A 25,735-nucleotide genomic window follows, 5' to 3' on the forward strand; every position below is an offset into this window, starting at 1 on the left:
CGGCAGGGGCGGCTCCCGAGTCAAGGAATCGCAGATGAAAATTCTGGTCGGCTACAAGCGCGTCGTGGACTACAACGTGCGTATCCAGGTCAAGCCCGACGGTAGCGGCGTGGTCACCGACGGCGTCAAGCTGTCCGCCAACCCGTTCGACGACATCGCACTGGAAGAGGCGCTGCGCCTGCGCGAGAAAGGCGTGGCCGAGGAAGTGGTGGTGGTCAGCATCGGCCCGGCCGACCTCACCGCCCACCTGCGCAACGGCCTGGCAATGGGCGCCAATCGCGCCATCCATGTGGTCACCAGCGACGCCGTGCAACCGCTGACCGCCGCCCGCGTGTTCCTAAAGCTGGTCGAGAAGGAACAGCCCGGCCTGGTGATCCTCGGCAAGCAAGCCATCGACGACGACGCCAACCAGACCGGCCAGATGCTGGCCGCGCTGTGGGACCGTCCGCAGGCCACCTTCGCCAGCAAGGTGGAGATCGCCGCTGGCAAGGCCACGGTGACCCGCGAGATCGACGCCGGCCTGGAAGTGATCGAGGCCGAACTGCCGGCGGTGATCACCACCGACCTGCGCCTCAACGAGCCGCGCTTCATCAAGCTGCCCGACATCATGAAGGCGAAGTCCAAGCCGATCGACACGATCGAGTTCGGCTCGCTCGGCGTCGAAGCGCACGACCACCTGAAAACCACGCACTACGCGGCACCGGCCAAGCGCAGCAAGGGAGTGATGGTGAAGGACGCGGCCGAGCTGGTCGCGGCGTTGAAGCAGAAAGGCTTGCTGTAACCCAATTCCGGATGTAGGAGCCCGCTCGCGGGCGACGCTCTTTCTTTATGAGATTCAGAGCAGGAGCATCGCCCGCAAACGGGCTCCTGCAGAACACAAAAGCTTCGGAGACATACATGAGCAAGGTCCTGGTCATCGCCGAGCACCTCGGCGGCAAACTCAACTCCTCCACCGCGCGCGCGGTGAGCGCCGCTGCTGCGGTGAAAGGCGAAGCGATCGACGTGCTGGTGCTGGCCGACAGCGTCGACGCGATCGCCGCCGAGGCGGCGAAGATCGACGGCGTGAGCCGCGTGCTCACTGTGGCCGGGCCAGAGAACGCGCACCCCTTGGCCGCCGTGCTGGCGCCGCAAATCGCCAAGGTCGCCACCGGCTATAGCCACGTGTTCGTGCCCTCCACCACCTTCGGCAAGGACGTCGCGCCGCGCGTGGCCGCCCTGCTCGGCGTGGCCCAGGTCAGTGATGTGATGAGCGTGGAAGGTGCACACACCTTCAAGCGCCCGATCTACGCCGGCAACGCAATCATCACAGTCGAGGCCAATCCCGCCCACGCTGTGGTCGCCACCATCCGCTCGGCCTCCTGGCCAGCCGCCGCTACCGGCGCCAGCAACGCACCGGTCGAGGCGCTGGCCCCGGACATCGCACTACCCGCGCACACCCGCTTCGTCGAACTGAAGCAGGGCGCCAGCGACCGCCCCGACCTGCAGAGCGCCAGCAAGGTGGTCTCCGGCGGCCGCGGCGTGGGTTCGAAGGAGAACTTCGACATCATCTTCAAGTTCGCGGACAAGATTGGTGCCGCCGTCGGCGCCTCGCGTGCCGCCGTAGACGCCGGCTACGTGCCCAGCGACCTGCAGGTCGGCCAGACCGGCAAGATCATCGCTCCCGAGCTGTACATCGCCATTGGCATCTCCGGCGCCATCCAGCACCTCACCGGCATCAAGGACGCCGGCACCATCGTCGCGATCAACAAGGACAGCGAGGCACCGATCTTTGAGGTTGCGGATTTCGGGCTGGTGGGGGATTTGTTCAAGCTGATCCCAGATATTGAGAACGCGATAGACTGAACAAAGAACTCTAACGATCAGCTTAATAACGCCCAGAGCTAAGTTCTGGGCTTTATCGTTTCAGTACCCGTAAAATTCACGGAATTTCTCTAAGCATCCGCAACGCATTTTCTAGAACTGATCGCACGGAAGAATTGATCAATGATCAAGATGTCACATCCACGTTTTCATTGGGCCACTTGGGCCGCATTTGCGCTCGTTTTTTTTGTGTATGTGTCGAATGCGTGGACGCCATCGTCGTACGCGGTTGTCCTGCATTCAATTGGTATCACGAATGGTGATCCAATCCTTGGCACAGCCCGCCCCATCCGCTCCGACGAGTACTCTGTTCAGACGCCGCATTTCCAAATGGCCGTTCTAAGCGGCCTAAAAAATGTAGAGCAAATTTCGCCGTACCGGGAGTCCATGAAGAACTTTATGGCATTCCCGACCAAAGATTGGTCAGTGATATTCAAACCCCAGCTCTGGGGCTTCCTTCTACTACGAGCGGACTACGCCTACTCTCTATACTTTGCGGTACTAGCAGCCGCCTTTCTGGGAGGGTGGTGTCTCTTCTTTCGCATCCTGGGAATAGACAGCAGATACGCGATTCTTGGCGCACTGTTGTTGTTCTTCTCACACTTCATACAAGTGTGGTGGACGACCAATGCAGCGTCCTTCGCGTTCGCTCCTTGGGTGGCAATCGCCTTTATTCGACCTTCTTCTTTCGTTGTGCGCGCGCTACTCGTGCTCTACAGCGTTGCAGTTTGGTTCTTTGGCCTTCTGTATCCACCATTTCTCTATGGGATGGCATTTGCTATGGCTACCGCCATCCTCGCACTGAAACCTGATGCCTTGAAGGTGAAAAACATCCTCGCCGCAGTGCTGGGCGCCTTGGTAGCCGGCGCCTTGGTCTTCTACTACATGCATGACATGGTGGAGATCATGAGGAATACCGTGTATCCGGGAAAGCGTTCGGTCTCGGGCGGCACGGTTTCTATAAGACAAGTCCTTGCCACGTTACTGCCTTACATCAATACGCTGCAGTTCGATCCGACCCCCATCTATCCTGATGCGATCAACGAGTGCGAAGCTGGCACCGTTAGCAGCTTTCTAGCACTCCTAGTCCTATGTTTTGCGGAAGGCAGATCGTTGATTGACAACATCCGCTCTAACAAGCGAACAACAATCATCTTCCTAGCTGCTGCTGCTTTCTGCTGCGCATGGATGCTTCTTCCCATTCCAGCGTGGGTAGGCCGTCTGGCACTCCTCCACATGATGCCACCACGCAGGATGCTTCTTGCCTTCGGATTCATCGTCCACATTGCGATTCTGGCCTTACTTCCCAAGCTGCGCTGGGCGATCACAGGGCCTAGGCTGGTCACTTTTGTGGTATGCGTCACGGCTAGCTTCCTGCTAGCAAAGAGCCAGTTGCCCTTGTCGTCGCTGCCTCAAAGCTGGTTTGATTTCCTCATCATCCCGCTTTCTCTCGCAGCCATTATCGCAGGCCACCTCCTGAAGCGGACGGTACCCGCGGGCGCCCTCCTCCTTGCAGCCTCAGCCGCATGCAACGCTTTGACCTTTGGAACATTCAATCCACTCCAGTCTGCTACCCCCATCTTCAATCAACACGACACCGATTTGATAAAAGACCTGCAGAGACTGGAAAGAATTGACGCTAGAGGTTGGGTGTATTTGAACGGTTGGTACGGCGCAACGATCAATGGTCTCGGAATTGAAGCTATAAACGATACACCTATGAGTCCTCAACAGGTCTTTTTCGCGCACGAATTCCCTGATCTGTCAGATTTTACCAAGAACAATGATTTCAATCGCTATGCACACATCATCCCGACCTTCCAAGCTGAACCCTCCGTCACAGGCGACAAACTCTTTGTACCGTTGCAGCACTTTGCTCGCAATGACCGTGTGGTCGCGAAAACAATCGAAGATTCATTACCATGGAATGGCTCAATCGACAGCTATTCCATCATTGAAGCTTCGCCCGGGCACTATGCTATTGAGATAGCTGGGTGGGGTAACTTCACATCTGTAAACGACGAGCAGAAAGTTGCCTTCAACGGCGTTTCCCTCACTCCCACGGGGCTGGCCCGCGATCTACGTCCCGATGTGTCGAAGACACTGAAAGATACGACCATGAGCCTTTCTGGATTCAGGGCGTTTTTTGAAACTAGGCAACCTGATGCTAACGACGCACTCCAGCTTGCGAGTATTGACCCAAAACGCGGTGATTACCGGATCCCCAATCTGACAATTGCTCATTTCACCACACAATGGCCACCTGTGCGTGCGTATAAGGCCATCGATGGAAAAGGCTACGTCGACACGGTGAACGTCCACAGCGGAACTGCCGGTTTACTCGATATCGATATAGCAGGATGGCTACCCTTCGTCTTGGAGGAGGGACAATCGGTGAACGTAATTTCACCCGCCCACGTCAAGTCACTATCGTTGCGACGAACCTATCGGCAAGATCTCATCAAAGTCATTGGCGAAAACTGGGGTATGTCGGGGTTTACCATCCATTTACAGACATCAGATAACGTAACCTTTGACCCTTCGAAGCTCTGCGTTCTGGCTCGTGATCCAAAGGTTGGCACCGTTGCCCTACATGCAGCTGGAGATCCATGTGGAGCACATGTCCCGCAAACTACGGGTGCCGGCTCCTGATGATCTACCGTTCTCCGATGTATAGCCCTAAATTAACTGCCGACAAGCGGCCCTCTGCATATGGAAGTTGATATGGCACTATGCAATAGTACAAAACCTCCTAAAAATCTCGACGAGATTTGTTCTAAACAAATTGCCGTCGTAATCCCGTGCTACAAAGTTCGGAAGCACATTCTTGATGTCATAAGCGCGATCGGTTCGGAATGCGTGGCCATTTACGTTGTAGATGACTGCTGCCCGGAGTCAAGTGGCAACTGGGTCAGTCAACACTGTACGGACCCAAGGGTACGTATCATACGTCATGAGCAGAATCAGGGGGTTGGGGGCGCCGTTATTAGCGGATATCGCCAAGCACTAGCCGATGGCATGGACATCATCGTCAAGATCGATGGTGATGGCCAAATGGATCCCACCTTGATCAAGTACTTCCTGGCACCCATTGCGTTCGGAGAGGCCGATTATACCAAGGGCAACCGTTTTTACCATTTGAAGAGCGTCGCAAGCATGCCCAGAATGAGAATTCTTGGCAATGCTGGATTGTCATTCCTCAATAAGCTGTCTACGGGGTACTGGAACATCTTCGATCCGACCAACGGATATACCGCCATTCACCGGGACGCACTTTCGGTGCTGGATTTGGAGAAAATTAGCTCACGCTACTTTTTCGAAACAGACCTTTTGTTCCGTCTTAACTTAGCCCACGGTGTAGTGGTGGACGTTCCCATGGATGCAAAATACGCGGACGAGGTGAGTAGCCTTAGTATTTCAGGAGTGTTCTTCGAATTTTTGGGCAAGCATCTTCGTAACTTTATGAAGAGGATTTTCTACAACTATTTTCTTCGCGATATGTCAGCTGCTTCGTTTGAATTGCTGTTTGGCGCACTGCTCATGCTGTTTGGTACCTTGTTTAGTTCCTACCATTGGATTTATTCAAGTAGATTGCACGTAGCCACACCGACAGGCACCGTCATCATTGGTGCACTTGCACTCTTAAGCGGGCTGCAACTATTGCTCGCGTTCATTACACACGATGTCGAAAGTCAGCCTAAAATACCCATTCAGCGACTGAACTATGGCAATTGACTCTAACGAATCACGTGCTATATGTTAAAGGTGCATGGCACGAATAGATAGGATATCTTTCTCCTCCGCCAAATTTCTTCGAATCAAAACATGTGCAATGGATACCGAAAACCATGAAACCTGACCCCAGCTATGACGAGTATATGGAGCGTTGGACACGCGCTTATGAAGTGGCCAACTACAACCAAGGCCTCGCTGCGCGCATGCTTACCCAAAGCCATGTATGGTGTGAACAAGCTTTTGGTCCTGATCAACACTTTTCCCGTGTCGTTGAAGTTGGAGCCGGCACAGGAATTCACCTCAGCAAGGTACGGCACAGTTTTGATGAGTATGTCATCACGGATCTCAACCCCCCCATGCTTGATCAAGTTAGACCTGAAAAAACCCATCGAGACAAGAAAATCACGGTCCGGCGCGAAGATGCTACGCGCCTCAGTTTTCCGGACAACAGTTTTGACCGGCTCATAGCCACCCATGTGCTGGAGCACCTTCCTCAACCACACCAAGTTCTTCGCGAATGGCACCGCGTGGTCAAGCCGGGCGGCGTGGTCTCTATCGTACTCCCCTGTGATCCAGGCATTGCCTGGCGCTTAGGTAGACACTTTGGGCCACGGCGAAAATTCGAAGCTATCGGCATTGATTACGACTACTGGATGGCAAGGGAGCACGTTAACGCCATTACAAATCTAGTGGCGTTCATACGATATTATTACCCATCCGCCAAGGAAGGGTGGTACCCGCTACGCGTTCCATCTGTCGACCTCAACTTATTTTATGTCGCACATGTTCAAGCGTAATGGGGCAATTGCAATTCGATGACCTTGTCGCTAATTTGGTTGCTAAATTATGGACCGTTGTGAATATATCTACTGCCAGCGTCGGATATATTTCGAATCACCTAGTTAATACGCGGCGAATTTCACATAGGCCCATCCACCCAGATAATATGATTCGACAGCAGCAGAAATTTACTCGATCAACAACGACCATAGATGGCGAGTTGATATCACATCAATCGCAAGCATCATACTAGGCGTTTTACTTTCACAGCTTCATCATCGTACATAAATCATGAATCTGCGTATTAGTTTAGTCATTGCTTTCGTGGTCCTATCCCTCGTTATTGGCCAGCTGTTATTCCGGGCCACGGCAATAGTATGGGCATCAGGCCGCTCATTGTTTTCCATGCCGGTATTGATGCGCCTGGTGCCTTCTTTGGCGTTCTACGCATTATCGACATTGGCTTGGGTTTGGGTTCTTCGCACCGTCACCTTAAAAAGCGCCTACCCGTTTATGGCGCTGGCCTTTGTGTTGGTACCGTTGGGAGCACACTGGTTATTTGGGGAGACTATTACGCCACAATACTTGGTGGGCACCTGTCTGATTATGATGGGAGTAATTATCACAGTAGTTGCTAATTAACCTATACTATAGTCCGATCTTCAATCCAAAAGATGGTTGATTGTGAAAAAGTAGTTTATCGACAGAGAGATAACCGACTTTCTATACGAGACAGAAGCTAGTGTATCGAGGATTCGTGTTTGACGCCCCGGATTTAACCGGGTTATCCTCTCAGCTTGAGAGGCGAACTCCTCAACTACAAACTGAGTTCTATTCACACAGATTTTGTACGCGCTCGACGAAGGCCCATTAACAATCCAAAGGCAATAGAAGCTTGGAGGCAAAATGCTTCGATGGTTTCGCGGCGCTTCCGAAATTCGAGAGTTCGCCGAGGTCTCTCTCGACGAACGCGTTCGTTATGAGAGCTGGATTGAATCCAAGCGATACATCGCTGGGTACTGTGTGGTTTGCGACCAAAGCACGACGTTTCTCGTGGACTTGGGCGTGCGTTTTGGGAAGCATGCCAATCTTAGAGAAGGCCTAGTATGCGAATCGTGTCATTTAGGTAACAGAAGCCGACTTCTGTTTGGCACACTATGCGCATTGTCCGAGATTACCTTCAGTAGCAAAATAGCGATGCTTGAGGAACTTACGGAGTTTGCCGCTCTTGCCAGGACTCACTTCCCTGGCATGGTGTGTTCAGAATTTCTTGGTAATTCTCTGGTGTCTGGTCAGTGCTATTCGCACAATGGGCGACAGGTGCGCCACGAGTCCATAACGGATCTCTCGTATAAAAGCGGTGAATTCGACGCCATCGTCCATAACGACGTTTTGGAGCACGTTTTTGACTATCGGCGTGCACTGGCAGAAACAGCCCGCGTGCTCCGCCCCGGAGGTGTCACCCTGTTTACGACGCCATTATTCGTCTATCAAGCCGGAAACGTACTGCGTGGCGCGCCCCAAAAAGACGGATCGATTGAGCACTACTTGCCACCCGAGTATCACGGCGATCCATGGCGCCCGGAAGGTGTCTATACCTTTCATTATTTCGGGTGCGATCTTTTGACAGATATCCGCGACGCTGGATATTCGGACGCGGCAATCGGTGTCAACTATGAACCAATCGCGGGATTCACCTCAAACAATCACCCAAGCGAAACAGAAGGACGAATGCTCCCCATCGTCCTTGCCGCATGGAAATAACCTGTATTTCCCACGCAATCTCTCACGCGCAGCCGGGTTTTACTCCCCACCTGCATTAATGCAAGTGGGGTCTGGGTCATTTGAAGTCCACGTGCCGACCGTTATCGCAGATACTGACCTTGCCACCCGCCTCGACTGCCAAGTAGATGTGGTACTGACCAGCCGGAACAGCATGCACTGGAAGCCCCTGAACGAATCCGCTCACGAGGGGAACGCCCGGGTTGTTGGCAGAGACATCCGGTCGCGCGACCGACAAACTCACAGGGACCTGGAAGTAGTGACCCTGCGCTTTGTCTTCGAAGCGGAGCAAGAAGCTGGGAGAGGACAATTGCGGCGAAGCAATCCAACCACCGACGCTATGCGTCATGGATAGCGCGGCTTCGATCGGTGCCGACTGGAATGATGCGTTGTCGAAACTCTCGATGTTGCAGGTAGTTACCACGCCGGCTGCAGGTTCCGCTGTGTAGGCCACAAGTGTTGACATGTTAGCAGACGTCACTGCGGCCTCTGCGGAGGAGGCACTGGCTGCCTTGGCTGGTTCGGCTGTCGTATTGGCTCCATTATCGCTGCCGCCGCAACCGGCCAACAGGATAGTGGTCAGGAGAGTCGATGTCGCGATGAGGGAGAGCTGTCTTTGTCTGGACATTCTATTTGCGCTCATTGGATGGTTGATTGTGGTTGCAAAGGGCATGTCGCTCAGCTCGCACCCCTAGAATCGTTTGCCTGAGCGAGCAAACCGGGGCGGGAATGCTCTAGTACGGTATCAACGAAGCTTATTGATGGAGACAGCGTACTCATGACCAAAATCGACTTGATCGAACTTGGCTATCTTGCGCTTCTGAAATTCCTCATATTCCCAGCCAGCTCTTGTGGGGACCTTCTTTGAAGGATTGAAGAACACGTCGATGTGATACACCGGCACCCCAGCAGGGGTTACATGCATGACCAAGCTGCGCCGGGAGCGCACCTTGTTGGTGTGGGGAGCACCACCATGAAGCATCTCCGGGTGCCAGATGATAACGTCGCCACGCCTTACATGTACGTTCTTCTGCATGAGGCCGTGTTCCCGGGCTTGTTTTTGTACCTCGCCCTGATACGCGTTCCAACCTTCCATGGACATGCTTGGGATATTGGTGGGATCGGGGAAGATTTCCGCCGCCATCTTCTCTACATTGATAGGAGGCAAAACATGGCTGCCAGGTGTGACGCGAAGGGGGCCGTTTTCGTCGTCCACGTCATCCAATGCCAGCCAGACGCCTAGATATTTCCCGGCCGGCTTGGTGGAGAAATATGGTGTATCGCGATGAAAGTCCTGCTCGGAGCCACGTTCATAGTACAGGGTGGTATACAGTGAAGTAGGCTCCCCGAAGAATCGATCGCACACTTCCAAACCGCGCTGATTTTCAACGAATGCTCGCTTGAGCCCATCTAATGCCAAGTGGAGATTCACGACACGATACAAATGCCCGAACTCGTCTGCATTTTTGCTTACTATATCGACATGCGCTTTTTTGAGCGCATCGACCTGACGTAACGCGTCCTCGCATACACCCACATCCACCGCGGAAGGAATTACCGCGTAACCTTCTTCAATCAACTGATCCCAACCACTCGTCATTGACATGCTCTCCTAGTTCTTTGCTGCCTGTGCATAAGCATATTCCCTGGAACCAACGAGCTGACCGCTCTCGTCGTGGTCGGTGCTCAGCATGCGTGCCCCATTACTGACTGCTAGCACACCAAATACTCTCTCGATCGCATGCGGCAACGTTCCGTCAAGCTGACCACTTTCCGGCTCGAACTCGCATTCGTCAAGGTGACAATCCAACAACGGGCGGATCGAGTCTAGGCGCACATAAAACATTGACCCCGCGGGAAAGGCAGCCATCTCATGATCAGGACCCTTCACACCCATGCGTCGGCACAAGTAGTGAACAGAGTCTGCATTGCTACCCCAGTAGGTATCCATAGAAAGAATATGGCCCGCGGGAGCCATGACCGCCAGAGAAGGATCTCGATTGAACATACCCAACGCGTGCTCAGCCCTTTCGGGTGCAGCGAGCTTGCTCAATAAGTCACGCCTCCACACGTCGCCATCCTGGCGGTGTAGAGACTTCTTCGTGTGTAGCTTTAATACCAGTTGCTCACCCTCACTAATAAGCTCGTTTGCCACTTTAAGGAACGGGAGAATATCTCGACCACGATTCTCGAATTCGCGGACCTCGAAAGGCATTTTTAGTCCGGATAGCAACTGTTGCACTGTTTCCCGCTTATCATGCACGGTCGTAGCGATGAGCCGCGCCGGCACCTCCCATTGATTCAAGAAATCGACAATTTCCGGGAGAAGTTCTGGGTAGAAAACATGCACGACGACAGCGACCCTGTCAGGGCGCCTAGACATGCAGTCATCCTCAGCAGCTCGACGTAAAGCGCGCGTTGTCGAATTCAGGTATGCGTATCCTAGACGCGCATCAGGTTCGAGATGCGCCCCTTCTGCCCATTCGTTCCAAGCGTTCACGAACACCAGCTTCTTATCTTCGTCCTTCACCCTGCGCACCGTCTCGCGCACAGCGTTGGACAACCAGTCCTCGTATCCCCGCGGCGAAGCGTGTCTCAGCGATGTGCCGCGCCCCGGTTTGCGGGCTTCGTTATCCCACGATGGACAAACTCCTCGGAAGATATCGTATCCAGGGTCGGAGTAGGACTTGCTACGCTCGACGTAGCATCGCCAGTCATATATAGCACCTGAATAATTGGAATTGAGCAGCAAGGCTGCTTGGGTGATATTGGGCGGAGATGTGTTGTTTGGAGGGAATTCGATGGCCCCGTCGAATCCAATTTCGCGAGGCTCGAATGAATCAAATGATAGAGTAAATGCGAGGTAGATCTCGCCGATGCCGTTCTCTCTACAACGCACGCGCCAACGATCTGCTGTTTCAAGCGCGTTCGGCAGAAGGCTTGGTCGATAAACAGTAAGCAGCGGCTTACCGTCGACCCGCAGATACCGCGGATCCCGCATGTACCTGGCAACATAATCGATGAAAGCGAAATCATCCTCAGGCGAATGTTCTTGTCCGATCAGGATGTCATGGTCGTGACCGTCCCATCGCCTCGTCCAGTTCTCATTAGCCCAGCATAGTGAAAATGTAAGATCGATCGACTTATCGTTGAGGAAAATCAGTAGTGGGTCTTCAAGAAGACGGTGGCCGGCAAACCAATAGAAGTAGAAGCAGAAACCATGCACACCATGTGCCCGAGCAAGTTCAGCCTGTCGCCGGAGCACGTCACCGTTACGAAGATCGTAAAAACCAAGTTCACCTGGGAGATGTGGCTGGTATTGGCCCTCGTACTGAGGAACCGCACGCGTAACGTTGGTCCATTCGGTGAATCCCTTTCCCCACCAGTTGTCATTCTCCGGAATGGCGTGGAACTGCGGCAGATAGAAGGCCATGACCTTTGCCGCCCATCCATGCATCGGGAGAGCAAGGACATCTTGGGTTTCATAGCCAATGCTTCTCATCATTGCATGGCTATTCTCGAGCCGCCGGGCCACAGGAGCCCCCTCACCTAGGGAAGCATTTTGGGCATCGTGCTCATCTACCCACTGCTGGGACTCAGGCTCGATTACAGGGACAGCGTCTTCCGCCGTCCTTAGCGCTCTCACGGCGCGAACTAGTCGTTCAGCATGCAGCGAACGACTCACCAATACATCACGACACCACCTTTTCAAGGTGTGCGACATTGGGGCACATACGTATATCCACCGCAGCCCCCTAATGATCCCAGCCTTAATGTCATATCCTCTCGCCATGAACCCATTCCTTGCGGACACCTCTTTCAACTGCATCATCGTCAATTACTCCTGCACACCCCACATTCCATACACGACGAGACATTACAACCGCTATCCAAAAGGGTGACATCAATGTCGACGAAACGCCCTCTGTATCCGCTGCAGTAGCGTCCCCCGACGCTCATCATCCATGGCCTTGAGTGCCTTGCGCAACTCGGCCAATTCGACGGCATGGTCATCCGCGCGCTCCAGAAGACGCCTCACGTCGCGACTTGACACGTCGTGCTGCTCGACATGCAAGGCATTCGCCCCCTGCAACAATTCTTCCAATTTGTTTAGCATATCCGATCTGGATGTCTGCTCCTCGGCACGTAGCTGCTTCATCATGTTTCGTAACTCGACCAAGTCGGCGGTGTGGTTATCCACACTTTCCAGCAGACTCCCCACGTCGCGACTGAACACATCGTGCCGTTCGATAAGCCGGGCATCCGCGCAACGCAACAATTCTTCCAATTGATTCAACATATTCGACCTAGCTGCCTGCTCCCCAGTACGCAGCTGCTCCATCATGCCGGCGGCGAATGCGTCCGAGCGCTGCTCCAGATCAGCGATAGACCGTTTGTAACCTGCCCAAATGCCCCCTTGGACATGCTGCCAAATTTCATCGAAACCGACCTTGGGTAAATGCTGCCGCACAACGTCGATTTCCACGGCCACTCCTCGGATCCAGTCGATGGCCAAGTCGTCGACGTTCACCTCGAGGTGTGGATCGTCGTTCATGGAGATCATAGCCACGTGCCCAGGTCCCTGGCTCGGCAAGCGCAGCTGGTTCACGCGCTCCACACGTTCGGCGAAATCCTCGACGGGGATCTGGTTGAGGCGCAATCCAAGAAGATCAAACCGACCAGGATGGACTGATGGGTCAATCCGCAACCGGGAAACCCGCGGCAACGACGGCAGGCGAAAGACCAGCCGTTCGCCACCGATCGGTTCCGCCCTTTCCACTGTGACTTTGTGCGCCTCGTCGAAAGCTCCGTCGTCGCACCAGTAAAGCGTGGCACTGTCACCGTTGGGTTGCGTTTCGACCGTACTTACCGACGCACCGACCCGAGTGTCAATTTCCCGCAAGGTTAGGAGCATGGCTTCGCTGCGCTCGTGCGCATCGCTTTTCATCGCAGCCACGAGCCCAACGGTCCTGATATGGTTGCTTTCGATCTCAGCGCCGAATCCGCTGACGAAGATGCCGGCCATCGAACGGTATCGATCCAGCGCGGCAGCCAGCCCCCCCCCCGAATCCTCGCCGCGCGCAACGGCACGCATGGCACCGTATACGTCCTGGATCAATACGGGCAGTTCTTCCGCTTGCGCGACACCCACTGCATGATGGCGTTGACCGCGGTCCAGAAAAGTATCCACCGCCGCGGCCACACGATCCGGGTGATGGGGCCAGTCAACGGCAAGCCCCGCTCCGACACGGCCCATAACGGACCGCCAGTCGGACAGCAGATCATCATATGCAACAACGCAGCGGTGCCAGCCGCTTGAGTCGCGCTCAGCATCCGCGACATGTTCCAACCAGAGAAGCCGACCCTGTTCCAGGGGAAACCCGTCCCGGTCACGCAAGGAACGAGCCACCTCATCTGGATGGCGCAACACCATCAGGGCGCAGGGTTCTATCCCCACCTCCAGAAGTAGTTCACGCCATAGCGGCAATAACCTGCACAAGCGAGGATCCTTCACGGCCCAAAGCGGAGTCCCAGAGAAATCCGATTCGATCAACGCCAACAGCCTAGCCTTGGCCACCTGGGCCGCATCGCTGCGCAACCAGCCATTGGGCAAGGGGCGCAGATCGTGCCAGCTGCGGTCTAGGGCGTGCAACAGAGTGTCATGCACTTCCACCACGCCCGTATGTTCCCAGAATCCGCTCTCGTTGTTGTTAGACGCCGCAGGCATCAAACGGCCGCCCAGTTCGACGCCAAGCAGATTCAACACGCGGGTAATTGCTGAAGTGCCGCTACGATGCATGCCGAGGACAATGATCGCGCGCGACGTGGTCATGCTGGCACCTTGGCTGGCTCATTAACCTCGACATCCACCAAGAAATCAGTGCTTCCAGTGCCAAGTCGATAGGGATCTGGCATGATCTTGAACATCACGGCATCCACGACGCGATCGAGGAATGTTTCGCCATCTTGCTCGAGCGCGGTGACGCCAGCGTTCGTGAAATAGGTGCCCGGGGCAAGCTGAGCCCGGAAGCGAAAGCGAACGACGAACGACTGCCCCGGCACCACGACCAACTCGCTCATGCCATTCGGTGCCGAAACCGCCCCGCCCAACTCGAACCCGGCAAGCGTCTTGATCATCATCCCGAAGCGCACGGCGGCGGCGGCGCGCTGCAGGCTCACCCGGTAGCTATAGACGTATTCCTGTCCACGACGCAAGACGTTGACTCGACGCCCTTGCAGCGTCTCGATATGAGGATCCTCGATTGTTGCACCACGGGGGACATAACGTACTGTGCTTTGTGACAACAGGCCTTCCTCGAAGCACGCGTCATCCTCGCACTCCACAATCTCCGAGGATTCGACAACACATTCGGCAGACATGGCACGGTGGGCGACAATTGCGCCGCTCCGTATCGATTCGCGCACCGCCTCTCGCTTGTCGGCGGGCGCATAGATGAGCTTGTGGTAGTGCGATACCACGTGCTTTGGTGTGCCCTTAGCAATCAATTCGCCGCGATCGAGCAGCAGGGCGCGATCGCACAACTCGATCACTGCACCGGCAGAATGCGAGACGAACAGCACGGTCGCGCCGGCGTCACGGATTGCGTCGATACGGGCGAAACACTTGCGCTGGAACGCCTCATCGCCGACCGACAGGGCCTCGTCGATTACAAGGATGTCGGGCGTTACATTGATGGCCACGGCAAACGCCAGGCGAATATACATACCGCTGGAATAGCTCTTGACTGGCTGCTCGATGAACTCGCCGATATCGGCAAAGGCAGCGATATCGTCGAAACGCTCATTCAGCTCCTGTCGCGTCAGGCCAAGCAGCGATCCGTTGAGATAAACATTCTCGCGCCCGGTGAAGTCAGGGTTGAATCCTGCCCCCAACTCCAGCAAGGCGGCAATGCGTCCATGCGCCTGCACAGAGCCCACAGACGGTGTCAACGTGCCGCAGATCAACTGGAGCAAGGTCGATTTGCCCGAACCATTGCGCCCGACAATGCCCACTGTCTCCCCACGATGCACCTCAAAACTCACGTTGTTCAAGGCATGGAACGTGCGGTACCAGCGATCTTTCGGACCAGGTGCGATCATCTGCATTAGGCGATGATGCGGCTTATCGTAAATCGGAAACGCCTTGCCGAGTGCGTCGACACGTATCGAAATTTCAGAGGACATCAGCAAATCCCCGGCGAGTCAGCATGAACCATGCATACCCGACGTACATGAAAACAAGGGCAGCCAGCCCGTACATCGCCAAGCCCGCGAAGTCGGGTACATGTCCGGCCAGTGCGACCACACGCGCTTGGTCGATGATGAAAGTAAGTGGGTTGATTTCGAAGAAAACCCGATAACCGGACGGCAACGAATTGACCGGAATCATCGCAGAAGATACGAATAGCATGGCGGTGGAGAGGACCCCCGTGATCTGACTTACGTCGCGTAGGTAGACGCCAAACGATGCGAAGAGCCAGCATACGCCCAACGTTAACGGAAGCATCGGGAGGAAAACCACTGGCAACCACAGCATGCTCAGGCATAGCGTATGTTCCAGAGCCAAACGCAACACGGCAAACACCAACAGATTCATGCCCACATGGAAAAGCGCCGACAGCATGACGGGCCACGGCAGAATTTCTAGCGGGAAAACCACCCGCTTGACTAGGTTGGTATTGCTGGTGACCAATGTTGGCGAACGCGTCAGACACTCGGAAAAAAAGCCATGCACGATCAGGCCCATATACAGAATAATCGCATAGGGGTGGTCACCACCCACTTCATGCGGCCATTTGGATTTAAATACAAAGCCAAATGCAAATGTATATATAAGCAGCATCAGAAACGGGCTGAGCAGCGACCAGAACAGACCGAAACTCGCCCCGCGATAGCGCCCCAGGATGTCGCGTTTGGTCAATTCAAAGGTCAACGTGCGCCGTGAGGTTAATGCCTTGTATGGAGCAAGCAGACCACGCAGAAAACCCGAGTTGTCCGTCATGCTCATCACTGTATTCTCAAGACTCATGCTTAGCCCTTGTCATGCCAGCGCTGATGCCAATTCCGCTCGCAGATCAGAAATGTCCTCCACACCCACCGACAATCGCACCAGCCCATCGCTGATGCCCAGCCGCTTGCGGTTGGCCGCCGGCACCGAGGCGTGGGTCATGATGGCTGGATGCTCGATCAGGCTTTCCACGCCGCCGAGCGATTCGGCCAGCGCAAACAACTCGCAGCGTTCCAGCATGCGCCGCGCCTTCTTCAGACCGCCTTTCATCTCGATCGTGACGATGCCTCCGAAACCGTGCATCTGGCGCTTCGCCAGTGCGTGCTGGGGATGGCTCTTCAGGCCGGGGTAGATCACCCGCTCGATCGCCGGATGTTTCTGCAGCCACGTCGCCAGTTCCAGCGCGCTGGCGCAATGCTGGCGCATGCGCAGGTGCAGGGTCTTCAGGCCGCGCATGGCGAGGAACGCATCGAACGGGCCAGCGATCGCGCCCACCGAGTTCTGCAGGAAGCCCATCGGCTCGGCCAGTTCCTGGCTGCCGGCAACCACGATGCCGCCGACCATGTCGGAGTGGCCATTGATGTACTTGGTGGCCGAATGGAGCACCAGGTCGGCACCGAATTCCAGCGGCCGTTGCACCATCGGCGAGCAGAACGTGTTGTCGACCACCAGGATCAGGCCGTGCTTCTTCGCGAACGCGGCGACCTTGGCCAGGTCGACCAGCTTCAGCATCGGGTTGGTCGGTGTCTCGGCCCAGATCATCCGGGTATTCGGCTTCAGCGCCGCCTTCAGTGCCGCCATGTCGTTCAGGTCGACGAAGCTGAAATCCAGTCCAGCCGAACGGCGGCGCACCCGCTCGAACAGTCGGTAGGTGCCGCCGTAGAGGTCGTCCATCGCGATCACGTGGCTGCCCGAGTCGAGCAGGTCAAGCACGGTCGCCGCCGCGGCCAGGCCGGAGGCGAACGCGAAGCCAGCCACACCGCCCTCCAGATCCGCTACGCAGCGCTCGTAGGCCATCCGCGTAGGATTCTGCGTGCGCGAATATTCATAGCCCTTGTGCTTGCCCGGGCTCTCCTGCACGTAGGTCGAAGTGGCGTAGATCGGCGTCATGATGGCGCCGGTGCTGGGGTCGGGATGCTGGCCGGCATGGATCGCGCGGGTGCCCATTCCCTGTTCACTGCGTTGTTTGCCGCTTTTCATCGTTCTGTTTCTCCCAACCCGCCAGAACGGGCCACCTGGATGAGGATCAAGCCGGTAATTCTAGCCGTTAAGGGTTAACTGCCGGGCAATTGGGTGAAGACGACGTTCATCTCAAAGTGAGCAAACTGTCAGTTTTTCAGCATCTTCCCCGGTCCGGCGCCTCCGTTGCCATCGCCCGTGCTTGGTCATCGCGCCCGGAACCGGCATCATTTGCTGCCCACTCGGCGCCCGAGCCGCCTTGCAGACCCACTCAGCTGAAACTTAGGACAACTCGATGAACGAATCATCCACGAGGTGCAAGACCCTGCTGGTCACCGGCGGAGCTGGTTTCATCGGCGCCAATTTCGTGTTGCAGGCGGTGGCCGATGGCCTGCGGGTCATCAATCTCGACAAGCTCACCTACGCCGGCAACCCGGACACGCTGTCGTCGCTGCAAGGCAATGATCGGCATGTGTTCGTGCACGGCGACATCGGCGACCGTGCCCTGGTGGCCAGGCTGCTGGCCGAACACCAGCCCGCGGCGATCGTCAATTTCGCCGCCGAGTCGCACGTGGATCGTTCGATCGACGGCCCGGCCGAGTTCGTGCAGACCAACGTGGTCGGCACGCTGGGCCTGCTGGAATGCGCCCGCGATTACTGGCGCAGCCTTGAAGGCGCTGCCCGCGAGGCGTTCCGCTTCCTGCACGTGTCCACCGATGAGGTATATGGCTCGCTCGGCGCCGAGGGCAAGTTCACCGAGACCACGCCGTACGCGCCAAACTCGCCGTATTCCGCGTCGAAAGCTGCTTCCGACCACCTGGTGCGCGCGTTCCACCACACCTATGGCCTGCCGGTGCTGACCACCAACTGCTCGAACAACTATGGGCCGTACCAGTTTCCAGAAAAGTTGATTCCGCTGGTGATCGCCAAGGCGCTGGCCGGCGAATCGCTGCCAGTTTATGGCGACGGCAAGAACATCCGCGACTGGCTGTTCGTGGGCGACCACTGCAGCGCGATCCGCCGCGTGCTGGACGCCGGCCGGGTGGGCGAAACCTACAACGTTGGCGGCAATGCCGAGCGCGAGAACATCGCCGTGGTGAAGGCAATCTGCGCGCTGCTCGATGCACGTCGCCCGCTGGCCGACGGACGCGCGCGCGAATCGTTGATCACCTACGTGAGGGATCGCCCCGGACACGACCGCCGCTATGCGATCGACTCCAGCAAGCTGCAGCGCGAGCTGGGCTGGAAGCCGTCGCAGACCTTCGAGAGCGGCATCGCCGCCACGGTGGACTGGTACCTCGACCACCAGCCGTGGGTGCAGCGCGTGCTCGACGGCAGCTACCGCATGGAGAGGCTGGGCGCATGAGCACGAAGGGCATCATCCTCGCCGGCGGTTCCGGCACCCGGCTGCACCCGATCACGCGCGCGACCAGCAAACAGCTGCTGCCCGTGTACGACAAGCCGATGATCTACTACCCGCTGGCCACGCTGATGCTGGCCGGCATCCGCGAAGTGCTGGTGATCAACACCCCGCACGAGCAGGACATGTTCCAGCGCCTGCTCGGCGATGGCTCGCAGTGGGGCATCGACATCCGCTATGCGGTGCAGCCGTCGCCCGACGGGCTGGCGCAGGCCTTCACCATCGGCCGCGACTTCGTCGACGGCAAGCCGAGTTGCCTGGTGCTGGGCGACAACATCTTTTACGGCCACGGCTTCACCGAGCGGCTCAAGCGCGCCGCCGCGCGCGAACATGGCGCGACCGTATTCGGTTACTGGGTGAGGGATCCGGAGCGCTATGGCGTGGCCGAATTCGACGGCGCTGGCAAGGTGATCGGGCTGGAAGAAAAACCGGCCCAGCCGAAGTCTCATTACGCCGTCACCGGCCTGTACTTCTACGATGGCCGTGTGTGCGACTACGCTGCCTCGCTGAAGCCCTCGCCGCGTGGTGAGCTGGAAATCACCGACCTCAACCGCTGCTACCTCGACGACGACTCGCTGCACCTGGAGCAGCTCGGTCGCGGCTTCGCTTGGCTGGACACCGGCACCCACGAGTCGTTGATGGAAGCGGGCAACTACATCCAGACGATCGAGAATCGGCAGGGACTGAAGGTGTGCTGCCCGGAAGAGATTGCTTATCTCAATGGCTGGATAAACGCCGAGCAGTTGCTGGCACTGGCCGCTCCGCTGGCCAAGACCGGTTATGGGCAGTACCTGCAACAATTGACTCAACAGGGCCTGGCGCGATGAAGATCATCGAAACGACGCTGCCCGGTGCCTTGATTCTCGAACCCCAGGTGTTCGGCGATGCCCGCGGCTTCTTTTATGAAAGCTACAACGAGGCGAAGTACCGCGAGGCCGGCGTCGACCATCGCTTCGTGCAGTCCAACGTCTCGCGCTCGGCTCGCGGCGTGCTGCGCGGCCTGCATTACCAGTGGCCGAATCCGCAGGGCAAGCTGGTCAGCGTGCTGGAAGGCGAGGTGTATGACGTGGCGGTGGACATCCGTCGCGGCTCGCCCACGTTCGGGCAGTCGGCCGGCGTGATGCTGACCGCCGACAACCATCGCCACTTCTGGGTGCCGGAAGGTTTCGCGCACGGCTTCTGCGTGCTGTCGGAGTTCGCCACCTTCACCTACCAGTGCACCGCCCTGTACGAGCCGAAGGCCGACGCCGGCATCCGCTGGAACGATGCCGCGCTCGGCATCGACTGGCCGATCAGCGCACCGCTGCTGTCGGACAAGGACGGCAAGACGCCGCTGCTCGCGGACGTGCCGCCCGAGCGGTTGCCGGTCTACCGGCCGTGAGGATCCTGCTGCTCGGCGCCAACGGCCAGCTCGGCCGCAGCTTCATCGAGGACGGCGGCCTGGCCGCCCGCGGCGAAGTGGTAGTCGCCAGCCGTGACGGCGTCCTGGCTGCCGGTGGCCGCGGCGAGATCGCCGACCTGTCCTCCCCCGAATCGCTGCCCGCCCTGCTCGACCGCCTGCGACCTGACGTGATCGTCAACGCCGCCGCGTATACCGCGGTGGATCGTGCCGAGCAGGAAGAGGCGCTGGCCACCCGCGTCAACGGCGAGGCCGTCGGCGTGCTGGGCCAGTGGGCCGCGGCGCACGGCGCGCTGGTGATCCACTATTCGACCGACTACGTGTTCGACGGCAGGCAGGCGCAGCCGTATGCCGTCGACGCGCCCACCGGCCCGCTCGGCGCCTACGGCCGCAGCAAGCTCGCCGGCGAGCAGGCGTTGCATGACAGCGGCGCCAATCACCTCACCTTCCGCACCGCCTGGGTCTACGCCGCGCACGGCCACAATTTCCTGCGCACCATGCTGCGTCTGGGCGCGGAACGCGACGAGCTGCGCGTGGTGTCCGACCAGCACGGCGCACCCACCGATACGATGCTGATCGTGCGCGGCACGCTCGCTGCGCTCGACCGCTGGCTGCAGTCGGATGGCGTGCAGCGCCGCGCACTGGCGGGCACCCACCACCTGGTCGCCAGCGGCGCGACGACCTGGCACGGCTTCGCCAGCGCGATCTTCGAGCAGGCCGCGGCGCGGGGCTTGCTTGCCCGCCAACCGCGGGTAATTCCGATCAGCAGTGCCGAATTCCCCACGCCAGCCGTGCGTCCGGAGTGGTCACTGCTGGACAACACGAATTTCCAGCGGCAGTTTGGCGCGCTTCTACCGGACTGGCGCGACAGCCTGTACAGCGTGATTGCCCAACTCGGCAACAAACCCAGCGATCCTCAGCAGTAACTCACCCGTGGGCGCTGCGCTCGTTTCGTAGGGCGGACACGGTCCGCCGCTTTTGCCCTGGCTCAAGATCTGGCGGCCGGTGCCCGCCTTACGGAGCTGGATCAGGATCTGATCGTTGCGGGATAATGCCGGCTTCCAGCGATATTTCAACTTCACGCTGCCTTACTGGCAGCACGGCCTGCATGATGCAATGCTCAGGCTGGTCACAAGCAAGCACTGAAAAGGATCAGTCATGTTGATCCCCCTCATCCTCAGCGGCGGCAGCGGTACCCGGCTGTGGCCGGTCTCGCGGAAGAACCTGCCCAAGCAGTTCCTGGAACTGGCCGGCAAGGGCACGCTGTTCCAGCAGACCATCGCACGCACCCGGCAACTGCCGGACGTCGCCGCGCCGATCGTGGTGGCCAGCGAGGACCACCGCTTCCTCGCCGCCGACCAGCTGCTGGAGGCGGGTATCGCGGACGCCACCATCGTGCTGGAGCCGCTGGCCCGCAATACCGCACCGGCCATCGCGCTGGGTGCACTGCAAGCCTTGCATCGCGACGCCGACGCCATGCTGCTGGTGCTGCCGGCGGACCACCTGATCGGCGACACCGCCGCCTTCGTCGAGGGCGTAAGGCAGGCAATGCCGCTGGCGGCACAGGGTTGGCTGGTCACCTTCGGCATTCGCCCGGATCGCGCCGAGACCGGCTTTGGCTATATCCGTCGCGCCGAGGCGATCGACGGCCACGGTTTTCGCGTGGAGCAGTTCGTCGAGAAACCCGACCTGGCCACGGCCGAATCGTACCTCGCCGACGGCGGCTACGACTGGAACTCCGGCATGTTCCTGTTCAAGGCTTCGCGCTACCTGGAAGAGCTGGCCGCGCACGCGCCGGCGATGCTGGCCGCGGTGCGCGCGGCGCACGCGAAAGCCACCGCCGACCTCGACTTCGTGCGCATCGACCGCGACGCGTTCGCGCAGGTGCCGGACGACTCGATCGACTACGCGGTGATGGAAAAGACCCGCCGCGCCGCGGTGGTCCCGGTCAGCTGCGCGTGGAGCGACATCGGCTCGTGGTCGGCGCTGTGGCTGACCGGCGACAAGGATGCCGAGGGCAACCTGCGCGAAGGCGACACCATGGCGGTGGACACGCGCAATTCGCTGCTGCGTTCGCACGAGCGCCATCTGATTGCCACCGTCGGCGTCGACGACCTGATCGTGGTGACCACGCCGGATGCCACCCTGGTGGCACACCGCGACGCTGCGCAGGACGTGAAGAAGATCGTCGAGCAGCTGAAGGCCGCCGGCCGCAGCGAGCACTCGCTGCACCGCGTGGTCTACCGGCCGTGGGGCAGTTACGACTCGCTGGAAGAGGGCGAACGCTTCCAGGTCAAGCGCATCGTGGTCAAGCCCGGCGCGGCGTTGAGCCTGCAGAAGCATCATCACCGCGCCGAGCACTGGATCGTGGTTTCCGGCACCGCCGAGGTGACCTGCGACGACAAGGTGTTCCTGCTCGGCGAAAATCAGAGCACCTACATTCCGCTCGGCAGCAGGCACCGCCTGCGCAACCCCGGCAAGCTGCCGCTGGAACTGATCGAGGTGCAGTCCGGCAGTTATCTGGGCGAAGACGACATCGTGCGCTACGACGACGTCTACGGCCGCGCCTGAGGCCAGACCTTAGTCGCCGCAGGAACCCGCTGGCGGGCGATGCATTTCAAAAGCAGCGCCCGCCAGCGGGCTTGGTGAGACTGAATAGAGATTCCAACCCTACCCCGAGTGCGAAGCCTGATTGCGACCTCGCTGTCGGCATCGCTCCCCTTGTCGGCGCTCGACAGCTGTACGGATTGAATACTTACGAATTGATATAAAGGCATTTTAGTTGTACTCTTTAAATGAGTACATAGGAGTAAAGAGCCATGCCTCGAGTCGCTGTCGATGACAACAAGCGGATGAATCTGCGGGTTTTGCCCGAGCAGAAGGCCACGCTCGTGCGGGCGGCTGCGCTGCGACACACCGATCTGACGGATTTCGTGCTGCAACCGGCCTTGCGCGAAGCCAAGGCGGTGATTGCGGAGGCCGAGCGCATCATCCTGTCGGAAAGGGACAGTGTTGCGGTGCTGAGGATGCTCGAAAACCCGCCGGCGCCGAACGCCAAGCTGCGCAAGGCTATCGCGGCGCTGCCCAAGCAGGGATGAGCGTCCCCGCCTGGCACGAGGAACCGATCTCCAAGAAGCATGATCGCAAGTTGTTCGACTGCGGCGATTCCGCGATGAACGAGTTCCTTCACAAGTACGCGCGTCAGAGCCACGAGGCCGGCGGCGCGAAAACCTTTGTCGCCGTCGACGACGCGGACGGCAAGACGGTTCTCGGCTTTTACAGCTTGGCGCCTGGGGCGCTCGCTTACGCGGATACGCCCGAGCAGGTGTGCAAGGGCTTGGCGCATCACGACGTGCCGGGTTTTAGGCTCGCGCGTATCGCGACGGACAAACGGCGGCAAGGCGGTGGTCTCGGCGGTCAGCTCCTCGCGATGGCCGCACGGCGCTGCTTGCGCGCCGCCGACGTTGTGGGGGGGGTCTTGCTCATGATCGATGCGAAGAACGAGAGCGCTGCCGCGTGGTACGCCAGCTATGGCGCCATGGCACTGGCCGACAAGCCGCTCACGCTGGTGATGGCCCTCGCGACGTTCGAGGCGGAGCTGAAGGCGAAAGGTCTTCTGTAGAAATCATGCCGTCTTGGAGCCTCGCTGCCGGCGCCGCGCACATCGAAAGATGGCAACAAGGCCGACATTCGCCTCCACGGCAAGATAGACCGGCGCATCAGAAACACCAACTCGCAGCGGTCAACGCAGCCGTTTCCGGCCTTTTGTCTCAGCAGAGCCAGGCCGTGGCCGACCTGTAGCTGGAACTTCTATTACCCAATTGGAACCTCTATTCGGTCTTACCAAAACTGGTGCGGTCGAATAGAACTTCCAATGCAAATCCAGCACCCTTGCGGCCTGAACCTGTTCAAGCAGTGCTTCGTGCTACGAAATAGTCGCCAAAACACGCCGCGAGCACTGGGCAAACATTGAACGTAAACCAATAGAGCTGCCAACTGGGGGTAGGGCCGAGATTCGCCCAAAAGCGCTCACTTGGCACCTAACCATCTGGTTGTGGGTCTGCTCATCGGTCATCGCTTGCCGAGGTGCGCCTGCATGTAGGCGCGTAGCACTTGGTTGATGCGGGTTTGGTACCGCGAGCCGGCGTGCCGAAAGTAGTCCAGGACATCAGCATCCAGGCGAAGCGTGATCTGGCGTTTGTTCTCGGCCGAAAGAGGAACACCAGGACGCGTCCACTCAGCGTCAGCCGGGCTGCGCGGAATGTCACTGCAGTCGATTTCGCTGTCGGACATGACGGCCAGGCGAGCGAGTGCCGCCTTGTCGTCCGCGCTCAACGGCGTGTTCGGGTCGAGGGTGAACCTAACGGTTTTTCCAGTAGTCGCGTTGCTCATGGCGTTCGGCCTTTCGGGCGGAAATGAGGCGGATGGCGTCGCCTCGCACGGTGTATGTGACGACCAACTCCACGTCGCCGACGAGACCGATGGTGAGGAAACGATCCTCGCCGTAGTCCTCGCGGCCGTCGTAGCGGTCAAGGCGTTCGTGGTCGTAGAAAACGCGGGCGGTCAGCGTGAACGGCACGCCGTGCTTGGTCAGGTTGGAAGCGGCTTTTTCATCGTCCCATTCAAAACTCAGGGTCATAGGGTGGTACTCAGTTATGAGCCGATTGTAACTACAATTGTTGTTACAATCAAGTCGCGCTCCGAGGCCATCTGCTACGGCAGCGCAGTTCAGCATGCGCCAGTGCGTCGACTTGCCAGGCATGCCGTTGGAATCTCTTTTGTGCCGATGGCCGCCCCGTCGACCCTCCTGTTGGAACCTCTATTCCTCAGTTTGATTTTCTATTCGGTCGCACCAAAAACAGCCGTTGTCCGGTCGCCGCCCTATTCGACGGTGACCGATTTCGCGAGGTTGCGCGGCTGGTCGACGTCGGTGCCGCGCATCACGGCGACGTGGTAGGCGAGCAGCTGCAGCGGCACGGTGAACACGGCCGGGGCGATGAAGGCGCCGCCCGATTCGACGCGCAACATGGCGCCATGGCCGGCCATGTCGTCCATGCCGGCGGCGCCGTCGGCGAACACGATCAGGCGGCCGCCGCGGGCGCGCACTTCCTGCAGGTTGGACTTCAGCTTGTCCAGCAGCGGGCCGTTCGGCGCCACCGCGATCACCGGCATGTTCTCGTCGACCAGCGCCAGCGGACCGTGCTTGAGCTCGCCGGCGGCATACGCCTCGGCGTGGATGTAGGAGATCTCCTTGAGCTTCAGCGCGCCTTCCAGCGCCACCGGATACTGCACGCCGCGGCCGAGGAACAGCGCGTGCTGGCGGTGGATGAAGTCACCCGCCAGCGCAATGATCGCCGGTTCCAGCTGCAACGCGTTCTCGACCGCCCGCGGCAGGTGCTGCAGCTCGGCGCACAGCGCCGCGTAGCGCTGGTCGTCGAGCCCGTGGCGGCGGGCCAGCTCCAGCGTGAGCAGGGCCAGGCCGGCCAGCTGGGTGGTGAAGGCCTTGGTCGAGGCCACCCCGATCTCGGGACCGGCGCGGGTCATCAGCTTGAGGTCCGCCTCGCGCACCACC

24 protein-coding genes are annotated in these 25,735 nt (G+C 58.4%); 14 read left to right on the forward strand and 10 right to left on the reverse strand.

Annotated features, from left to right (window positions below):
- The first annotated feature begins 34 nt into the window (after nt 1-34).
- The 7 genes from DEO45_RS02160 to DEO45_RS02180 all read left to right on the forward strand — a co-directional run bounded on the left by DEO45_RS02160 (nt 35) and on the right by DEO45_RS02180 (nt 8,139).
- The gene (locus tag DEO45_RS02160) at nt 35-781 is read left to right on the forward strand and encodes an electron transfer flavoprotein subunit beta/FixA family protein (protein ID WP_114340683.1); all 747 of its coding nucleotides are present in this window, start codon (nt 35-37) and stop codon (nt 779-781) included.
- Nucleotides 782-897: 116 nt separating this feature from the next.
- On the forward strand, nt 898-1,842 hold the full coding sequence (locus tag DEO45_RS02165) for an electron transfer flavoprotein subunit alpha/FixB family protein (protein WP_114340684.1): 945 nt from the start codon (nt 898-900) through the stop codon (nt 1,840-1,842).
- 141 nt (nt 1,843-1,983) lie between these two features.
- Nucleotides 1,984-4,512, forward strand: coding sequence for a DUF7657 domain-containing protein (locus DEO45_RS16430; protein WP_147269668.1), 2,529 nt, complete (start codon nt 1,984-1,986; stop codon nt 4,510-4,512).
- Nucleotides 4,513-4,584: 72 nt separating this feature from the next.
- Nucleotides 4,585-5,595: a glycosyltransferase family 2 protein gene (locus tag DEO45_RS02170; RefSeq protein ID WP_114340724.1), complete on the forward strand. Its 1,011-nt coding sequence runs from the start codon at nt 4,585-4,587 to the stop codon at nt 5,593-5,595.
- Between the two features lie 113 nt (nt 5,596-5,708).
- The gene (locus DEO45_RS02175; protein ID WP_114340685.1) at nt 5,709-6,392 is read left to right on the forward strand and encodes a class I SAM-dependent methyltransferase; all 684 of its coding nucleotides are present in this window, start codon (nt 5,709-5,711) and stop codon (nt 6,390-6,392) included.
- Nucleotides 6,393-6,666: 274 nt separating this feature from the next.
- A complete protein-coding gene (locus DEO45_RS16435) occupies nt 6,667-7,017 on the forward strand; it encodes a 4-amino-4-deoxy-L-arabinose-phospho-UDP flippase (protein WP_147269669.1) in 351 nt (116 codons plus the stop codon).
- A gap of 555 nt (nt 7,018-7,572) precedes the next feature.
- Entirely contained in the window at nt 7,573-8,139 is a 567-nt protein-coding gene (locus DEO45_RS02180) for a class I SAM-dependent methyltransferase (protein ID WP_189339655.1), read from the forward strand.
- Nucleotides 8,140-8,215: 76 nt separating this feature from the next.
- Here the strand turns inward: DEO45_RS02180 and DEO45_RS16440 are convergent, their stop codons facing one another.
- The 7 genes from DEO45_RS16440 to DEO45_RS02215 form a co-directional block, all read right to left on the reverse strand.
- Nucleotides 8,216-8,830 (reverse strand): hypothetical protein, encoded by a 615-nt coding sequence (locus DEO45_RS16440; protein WP_147269670.1) that lies wholly within the window; start codon nt 8,828-8,830, stop codon nt 8,216-8,218.
- Between the two features lie 72 nt (nt 8,831-8,902).
- A complete protein-coding gene (locus DEO45_RS02190; RefSeq protein ID WP_114340688.1) occupies nt 8,903-9,763 on the reverse strand; it encodes a phytanoyl-CoA dioxygenase family protein in 861 nt (286 codons plus the stop codon).
- A 6-nt stretch (nt 9,764-9,769) separates the two neighbouring features.
- Nucleotides 9,770-11,842 (reverse strand): glycoside hydrolase family 99-like domain-containing protein, encoded by a 2,073-nt coding sequence (locus DEO45_RS02195; RefSeq protein ID WP_189339656.1) that lies wholly within the window; start codon nt 11,840-11,842, stop codon nt 9,770-9,772.
- Between the two features lie 219 nt (nt 11,843-12,061).
- A complete protein-coding gene (locus DEO45_RS02200) occupies nt 12,062-13,990 on the reverse strand; it encodes a sulfotransferase family protein (protein WP_114340690.1) in 1,929 nt (642 codons plus the stop codon).
- Nucleotides 13,987-15,342, reverse strand: a complete 1,356-nt coding sequence (locus tag DEO45_RS02205; RefSeq protein ID WP_114340691.1) for an ABC transporter ATP-binding protein — start codon at nt 15,340-15,342, stop codon at nt 13,987-13,989. Before DEO45_RS02205 ends, DEO45_RS02200 begins: the two co-directional genes overlap by 4 nt.
- Nucleotides 15,332-16,165, reverse strand: coding sequence for an ABC transporter permease (locus DEO45_RS02210; protein WP_114340725.1), 834 nt, complete (start codon nt 16,163-16,165; stop codon nt 15,332-15,334). Before DEO45_RS02210 ends, DEO45_RS02205 begins: the two co-directional genes overlap by 11 nt.
- A gap of 33 nt (nt 16,166-16,198) precedes the next feature.
- Complete coding sequence (locus DEO45_RS02215; RefSeq protein ID WP_114340692.1) at nt 16,199-17,365, reverse strand: cystathionine gamma-synthase; 1,167 nt, start codon at nt 17,363-17,365, stop codon at nt 16,199-16,201.
- A 274-nt stretch (nt 17,366-17,639) separates the two neighbouring features.
- On the opposite strand from DEO45_RS02215, the gene rfbB reads away from it, so the two are divergent.
- From rfbB to DEO45_RS02250, 7 genes are all read left to right on the forward strand, one after another.
- Nucleotides 17,640-18,710, forward strand: a complete 1,071-nt coding sequence (rfbB, locus tag DEO45_RS02220) for a dTDP-glucose 4,6-dehydratase (RefSeq protein ID WP_114340693.1) — start codon at nt 17,640-17,642, stop codon at nt 18,708-18,710.
- Nucleotides 18,707-19,591, forward strand: a complete 885-nt coding sequence (gene rfbA, locus DEO45_RS02225; protein WP_114340694.1) for a glucose-1-phosphate thymidylyltransferase RfbA — start codon at nt 18,707-18,709, stop codon at nt 19,589-19,591. Before rfbB ends, rfbA begins: the two co-directional genes overlap by 4 nt.
- Nucleotides 19,588-20,145 (forward strand): dTDP-4-dehydrorhamnose 3,5-epimerase, encoded by a 558-nt coding sequence (gene rfbC, locus DEO45_RS02230; protein WP_114340695.1) that lies wholly within the window; start codon nt 19,588-19,590, stop codon nt 20,143-20,145. Before rfbA ends, rfbC begins: the two co-directional genes overlap by 4 nt.
- The gene (rfbD, locus tag DEO45_RS02235; RefSeq protein ID WP_114340696.1) at nt 20,142-21,089 is read left to right on the forward strand and encodes a dTDP-4-dehydrorhamnose reductase; all 948 of its coding nucleotides are present in this window, start codon (nt 20,142-20,144) and stop codon (nt 21,087-21,089) included. The genes rfbC and rfbD overlap by 4 nt, the downstream gene beginning before the upstream one ends.
- Before the next feature lie 232 nt (nt 21,090-21,321).
- Entirely contained in the window at nt 21,322-22,734 is a 1,413-nt protein-coding gene (locus tag DEO45_RS02240; protein WP_114340697.1) for a mannose-1-phosphate guanylyltransferase/mannose-6-phosphate isomerase, read from the forward strand.
- A 248-nt stretch (nt 22,735-22,982) separates the two neighbouring features.
- A complete protein-coding gene (locus tag DEO45_RS02245; RefSeq protein ID WP_114340698.1) occupies nt 22,983-23,261 on the forward strand; it encodes a DUF1778 domain-containing protein in 279 nt (92 codons plus the stop codon).
- On the forward strand, nt 23,258-23,785 hold the full coding sequence (locus DEO45_RS02250; RefSeq protein ID WP_114340699.1) for a GNAT family N-acetyltransferase: 528 nt from the start codon (nt 23,258-23,260) through the stop codon (nt 23,783-23,785). The genes DEO45_RS02245 and DEO45_RS02250 overlap by 4 nt, the downstream gene beginning before the upstream one ends.
- Before the next feature lie 449 nt (nt 23,786-24,234).
- Here the strand turns inward: DEO45_RS02250 and DEO45_RS02255 are convergent, their stop codons facing one another.
- The 3 genes from DEO45_RS02255 to DEO45_RS02265 form a co-directional block, all read right to left on the reverse strand.
- Nucleotides 24,235-24,555 carry a BrnA antitoxin family protein gene (locus tag DEO45_RS02255; protein ID WP_114340700.1) on the reverse strand — a complete coding sequence of 107 codons (321 nt, stop codon included), beginning with the start codon at nt 24,553-24,555 and terminating at the stop codon, nt 24,235-24,237.
- Complete coding sequence (locus DEO45_RS02260; RefSeq protein WP_114340701.1) at nt 24,524-24,802, reverse strand: BrnT family toxin; 279 nt, start codon at nt 24,800-24,802, stop codon at nt 24,524-24,526. The genes DEO45_RS02255 and DEO45_RS02260 overlap by 32 nt, the downstream gene beginning before the upstream one ends.
- Before the next feature lie 242 nt (nt 24,803-25,044).
- Nucleotides 25,045-25,735 (reverse strand): SIS domain-containing protein (locus DEO45_RS02265; protein WP_114340702.1); only part of this gene is annotated, 691 nt, incomplete at its 5' end.

Origin of the sequence: Rhodanobacter denitrificans, assembly GCF_003335105.1 — a bacterium.
In the GTDB taxonomy this organism is placed as follows: Bacteria; Pseudomonadota; Gammaproteobacteria; order Xanthomonadales; family Rhodanobacteraceae; genus Rhodanobacter; species Rhodanobacter denitrificans_A.

Coding starts and splice junctions, on each gene's coding strand:
- DEO45_RS02160 (WP_114340683.1), top strand. CDS start 35: ATGAAAATTCTGGTCGGCTACAAGCGCGTCGTGGACTACAACGTGCGT.
- DEO45_RS02165 (WP_114340684.1), top strand. CDS start 898: ATGAGCAAGGTCCTGGTCATCGCCGAGCACCTCGGCGGCAAACTCAAC.
- DEO45_RS16430 (WP_147269668.1), top strand. CDS start 1,984: ATGATCAAGATGTCACATCCACGTTTTCATTGGGCCACTTGGGCCGCA.
- DEO45_RS02170 (WP_114340724.1), top strand. CDS start 4,585: ATGGCACTATGCAATAGTACAAAACCTCCTAAAAATCTCGACGAGATT.
- DEO45_RS02175 (WP_114340685.1), top strand. CDS start 5,709: ATGAAACCTGACCCCAGCTATGACGAGTATATGGAGCGTTGGACACGC.
- DEO45_RS16435 (WP_147269669.1), top strand. CDS start 6,667: ATGAATCTGCGTATTAGTTTAGTCATTGCTTTCGTGGTCCTATCCCTC.
- DEO45_RS02180 (WP_189339655.1), top strand. CDS start 7,573: ATGCTTGAGGAACTTACGGAGTTTGCCGCTCTTGCCAGGACTCACTTC.
- DEO45_RS16440 (WP_147269670.1), bottom strand. CDS start 8,830: ATGCCCTTTGCAACCACAATCAACCATCCAATGAGCGCAAATAGAATG.
- DEO45_RS02190 (WP_114340688.1), bottom strand. CDS start 9,763: ATGTCAATGACGAGTGGTTGGGATCAGTTGATTGAAGAAGGTTACGCG.
- DEO45_RS02200 (WP_114340690.1), bottom strand. CDS start 13,990: ATGACCACGTCGCGCGCGATCATTGTCCTCGGCATGCATCGTAGCGGC.
- DEO45_RS02205 (WP_114340691.1), bottom strand. CDS start 15,342: ATGTCCTCTGAAATTTCGATACGTGTCGACGCACTCGGCAAGGCGTTT.
- DEO45_RS02210 (WP_114340725.1), bottom strand. CDS start 16,165: ATGAGCATGACGGACAACTCGGGTTTTCTGCGTGGTCTGCTTGCTCCA.
- DEO45_RS02215 (WP_114340692.1), bottom strand. CDS start 17,365: ATGAAAAGCGGCAAACAACGCAGTGAACAGGGAATGGGCACCCGCGCG.
- rfbB (WP_114340693.1), top strand. CDS start 17,640: ATGAACGAATCATCCACGAGGTGCAAGACCCTGCTGGTCACCGGCGGA.
- rfbA (WP_114340694.1), top strand. CDS start 18,707: ATGAGCACGAAGGGCATCATCCTCGCCGGCGGTTCCGGCACCCGGCTG.
- rfbC (WP_114340695.1), top strand. CDS start 19,588: ATGAAGATCATCGAAACGACGCTGCCCGGTGCCTTGATTCTCGAACCC.
- DEO45_RS02240 (WP_114340697.1), top strand. CDS start 21,322: ATGTTGATCCCCCTCATCCTCAGCGGCGGCAGCGGTACCCGGCTGTGG.
- DEO45_RS02245 (WP_114340698.1), top strand. CDS start 22,983: ATGCCTCGAGTCGCTGTCGATGACAACAAGCGGATGAATCTGCGGGTT.
- DEO45_RS02250 (WP_114340699.1), top strand. CDS start 23,258: ATGAGCGTCCCCGCCTGGCACGAGGAACCGATCTCCAAGAAGCATGAT.
- DEO45_RS02255 (WP_114340700.1), bottom strand. CDS start 24,555: ATGAGCAACGCGACTACTGGAAAAACCGTTAGGTTCACCCTCGACCCG.
- DEO45_RS02260 (WP_114340701.1), bottom strand. CDS start 24,802: ATGACCCTGAGTTTTGAATGGGACGATGAAAAAGCCGCTTCCAACCTG.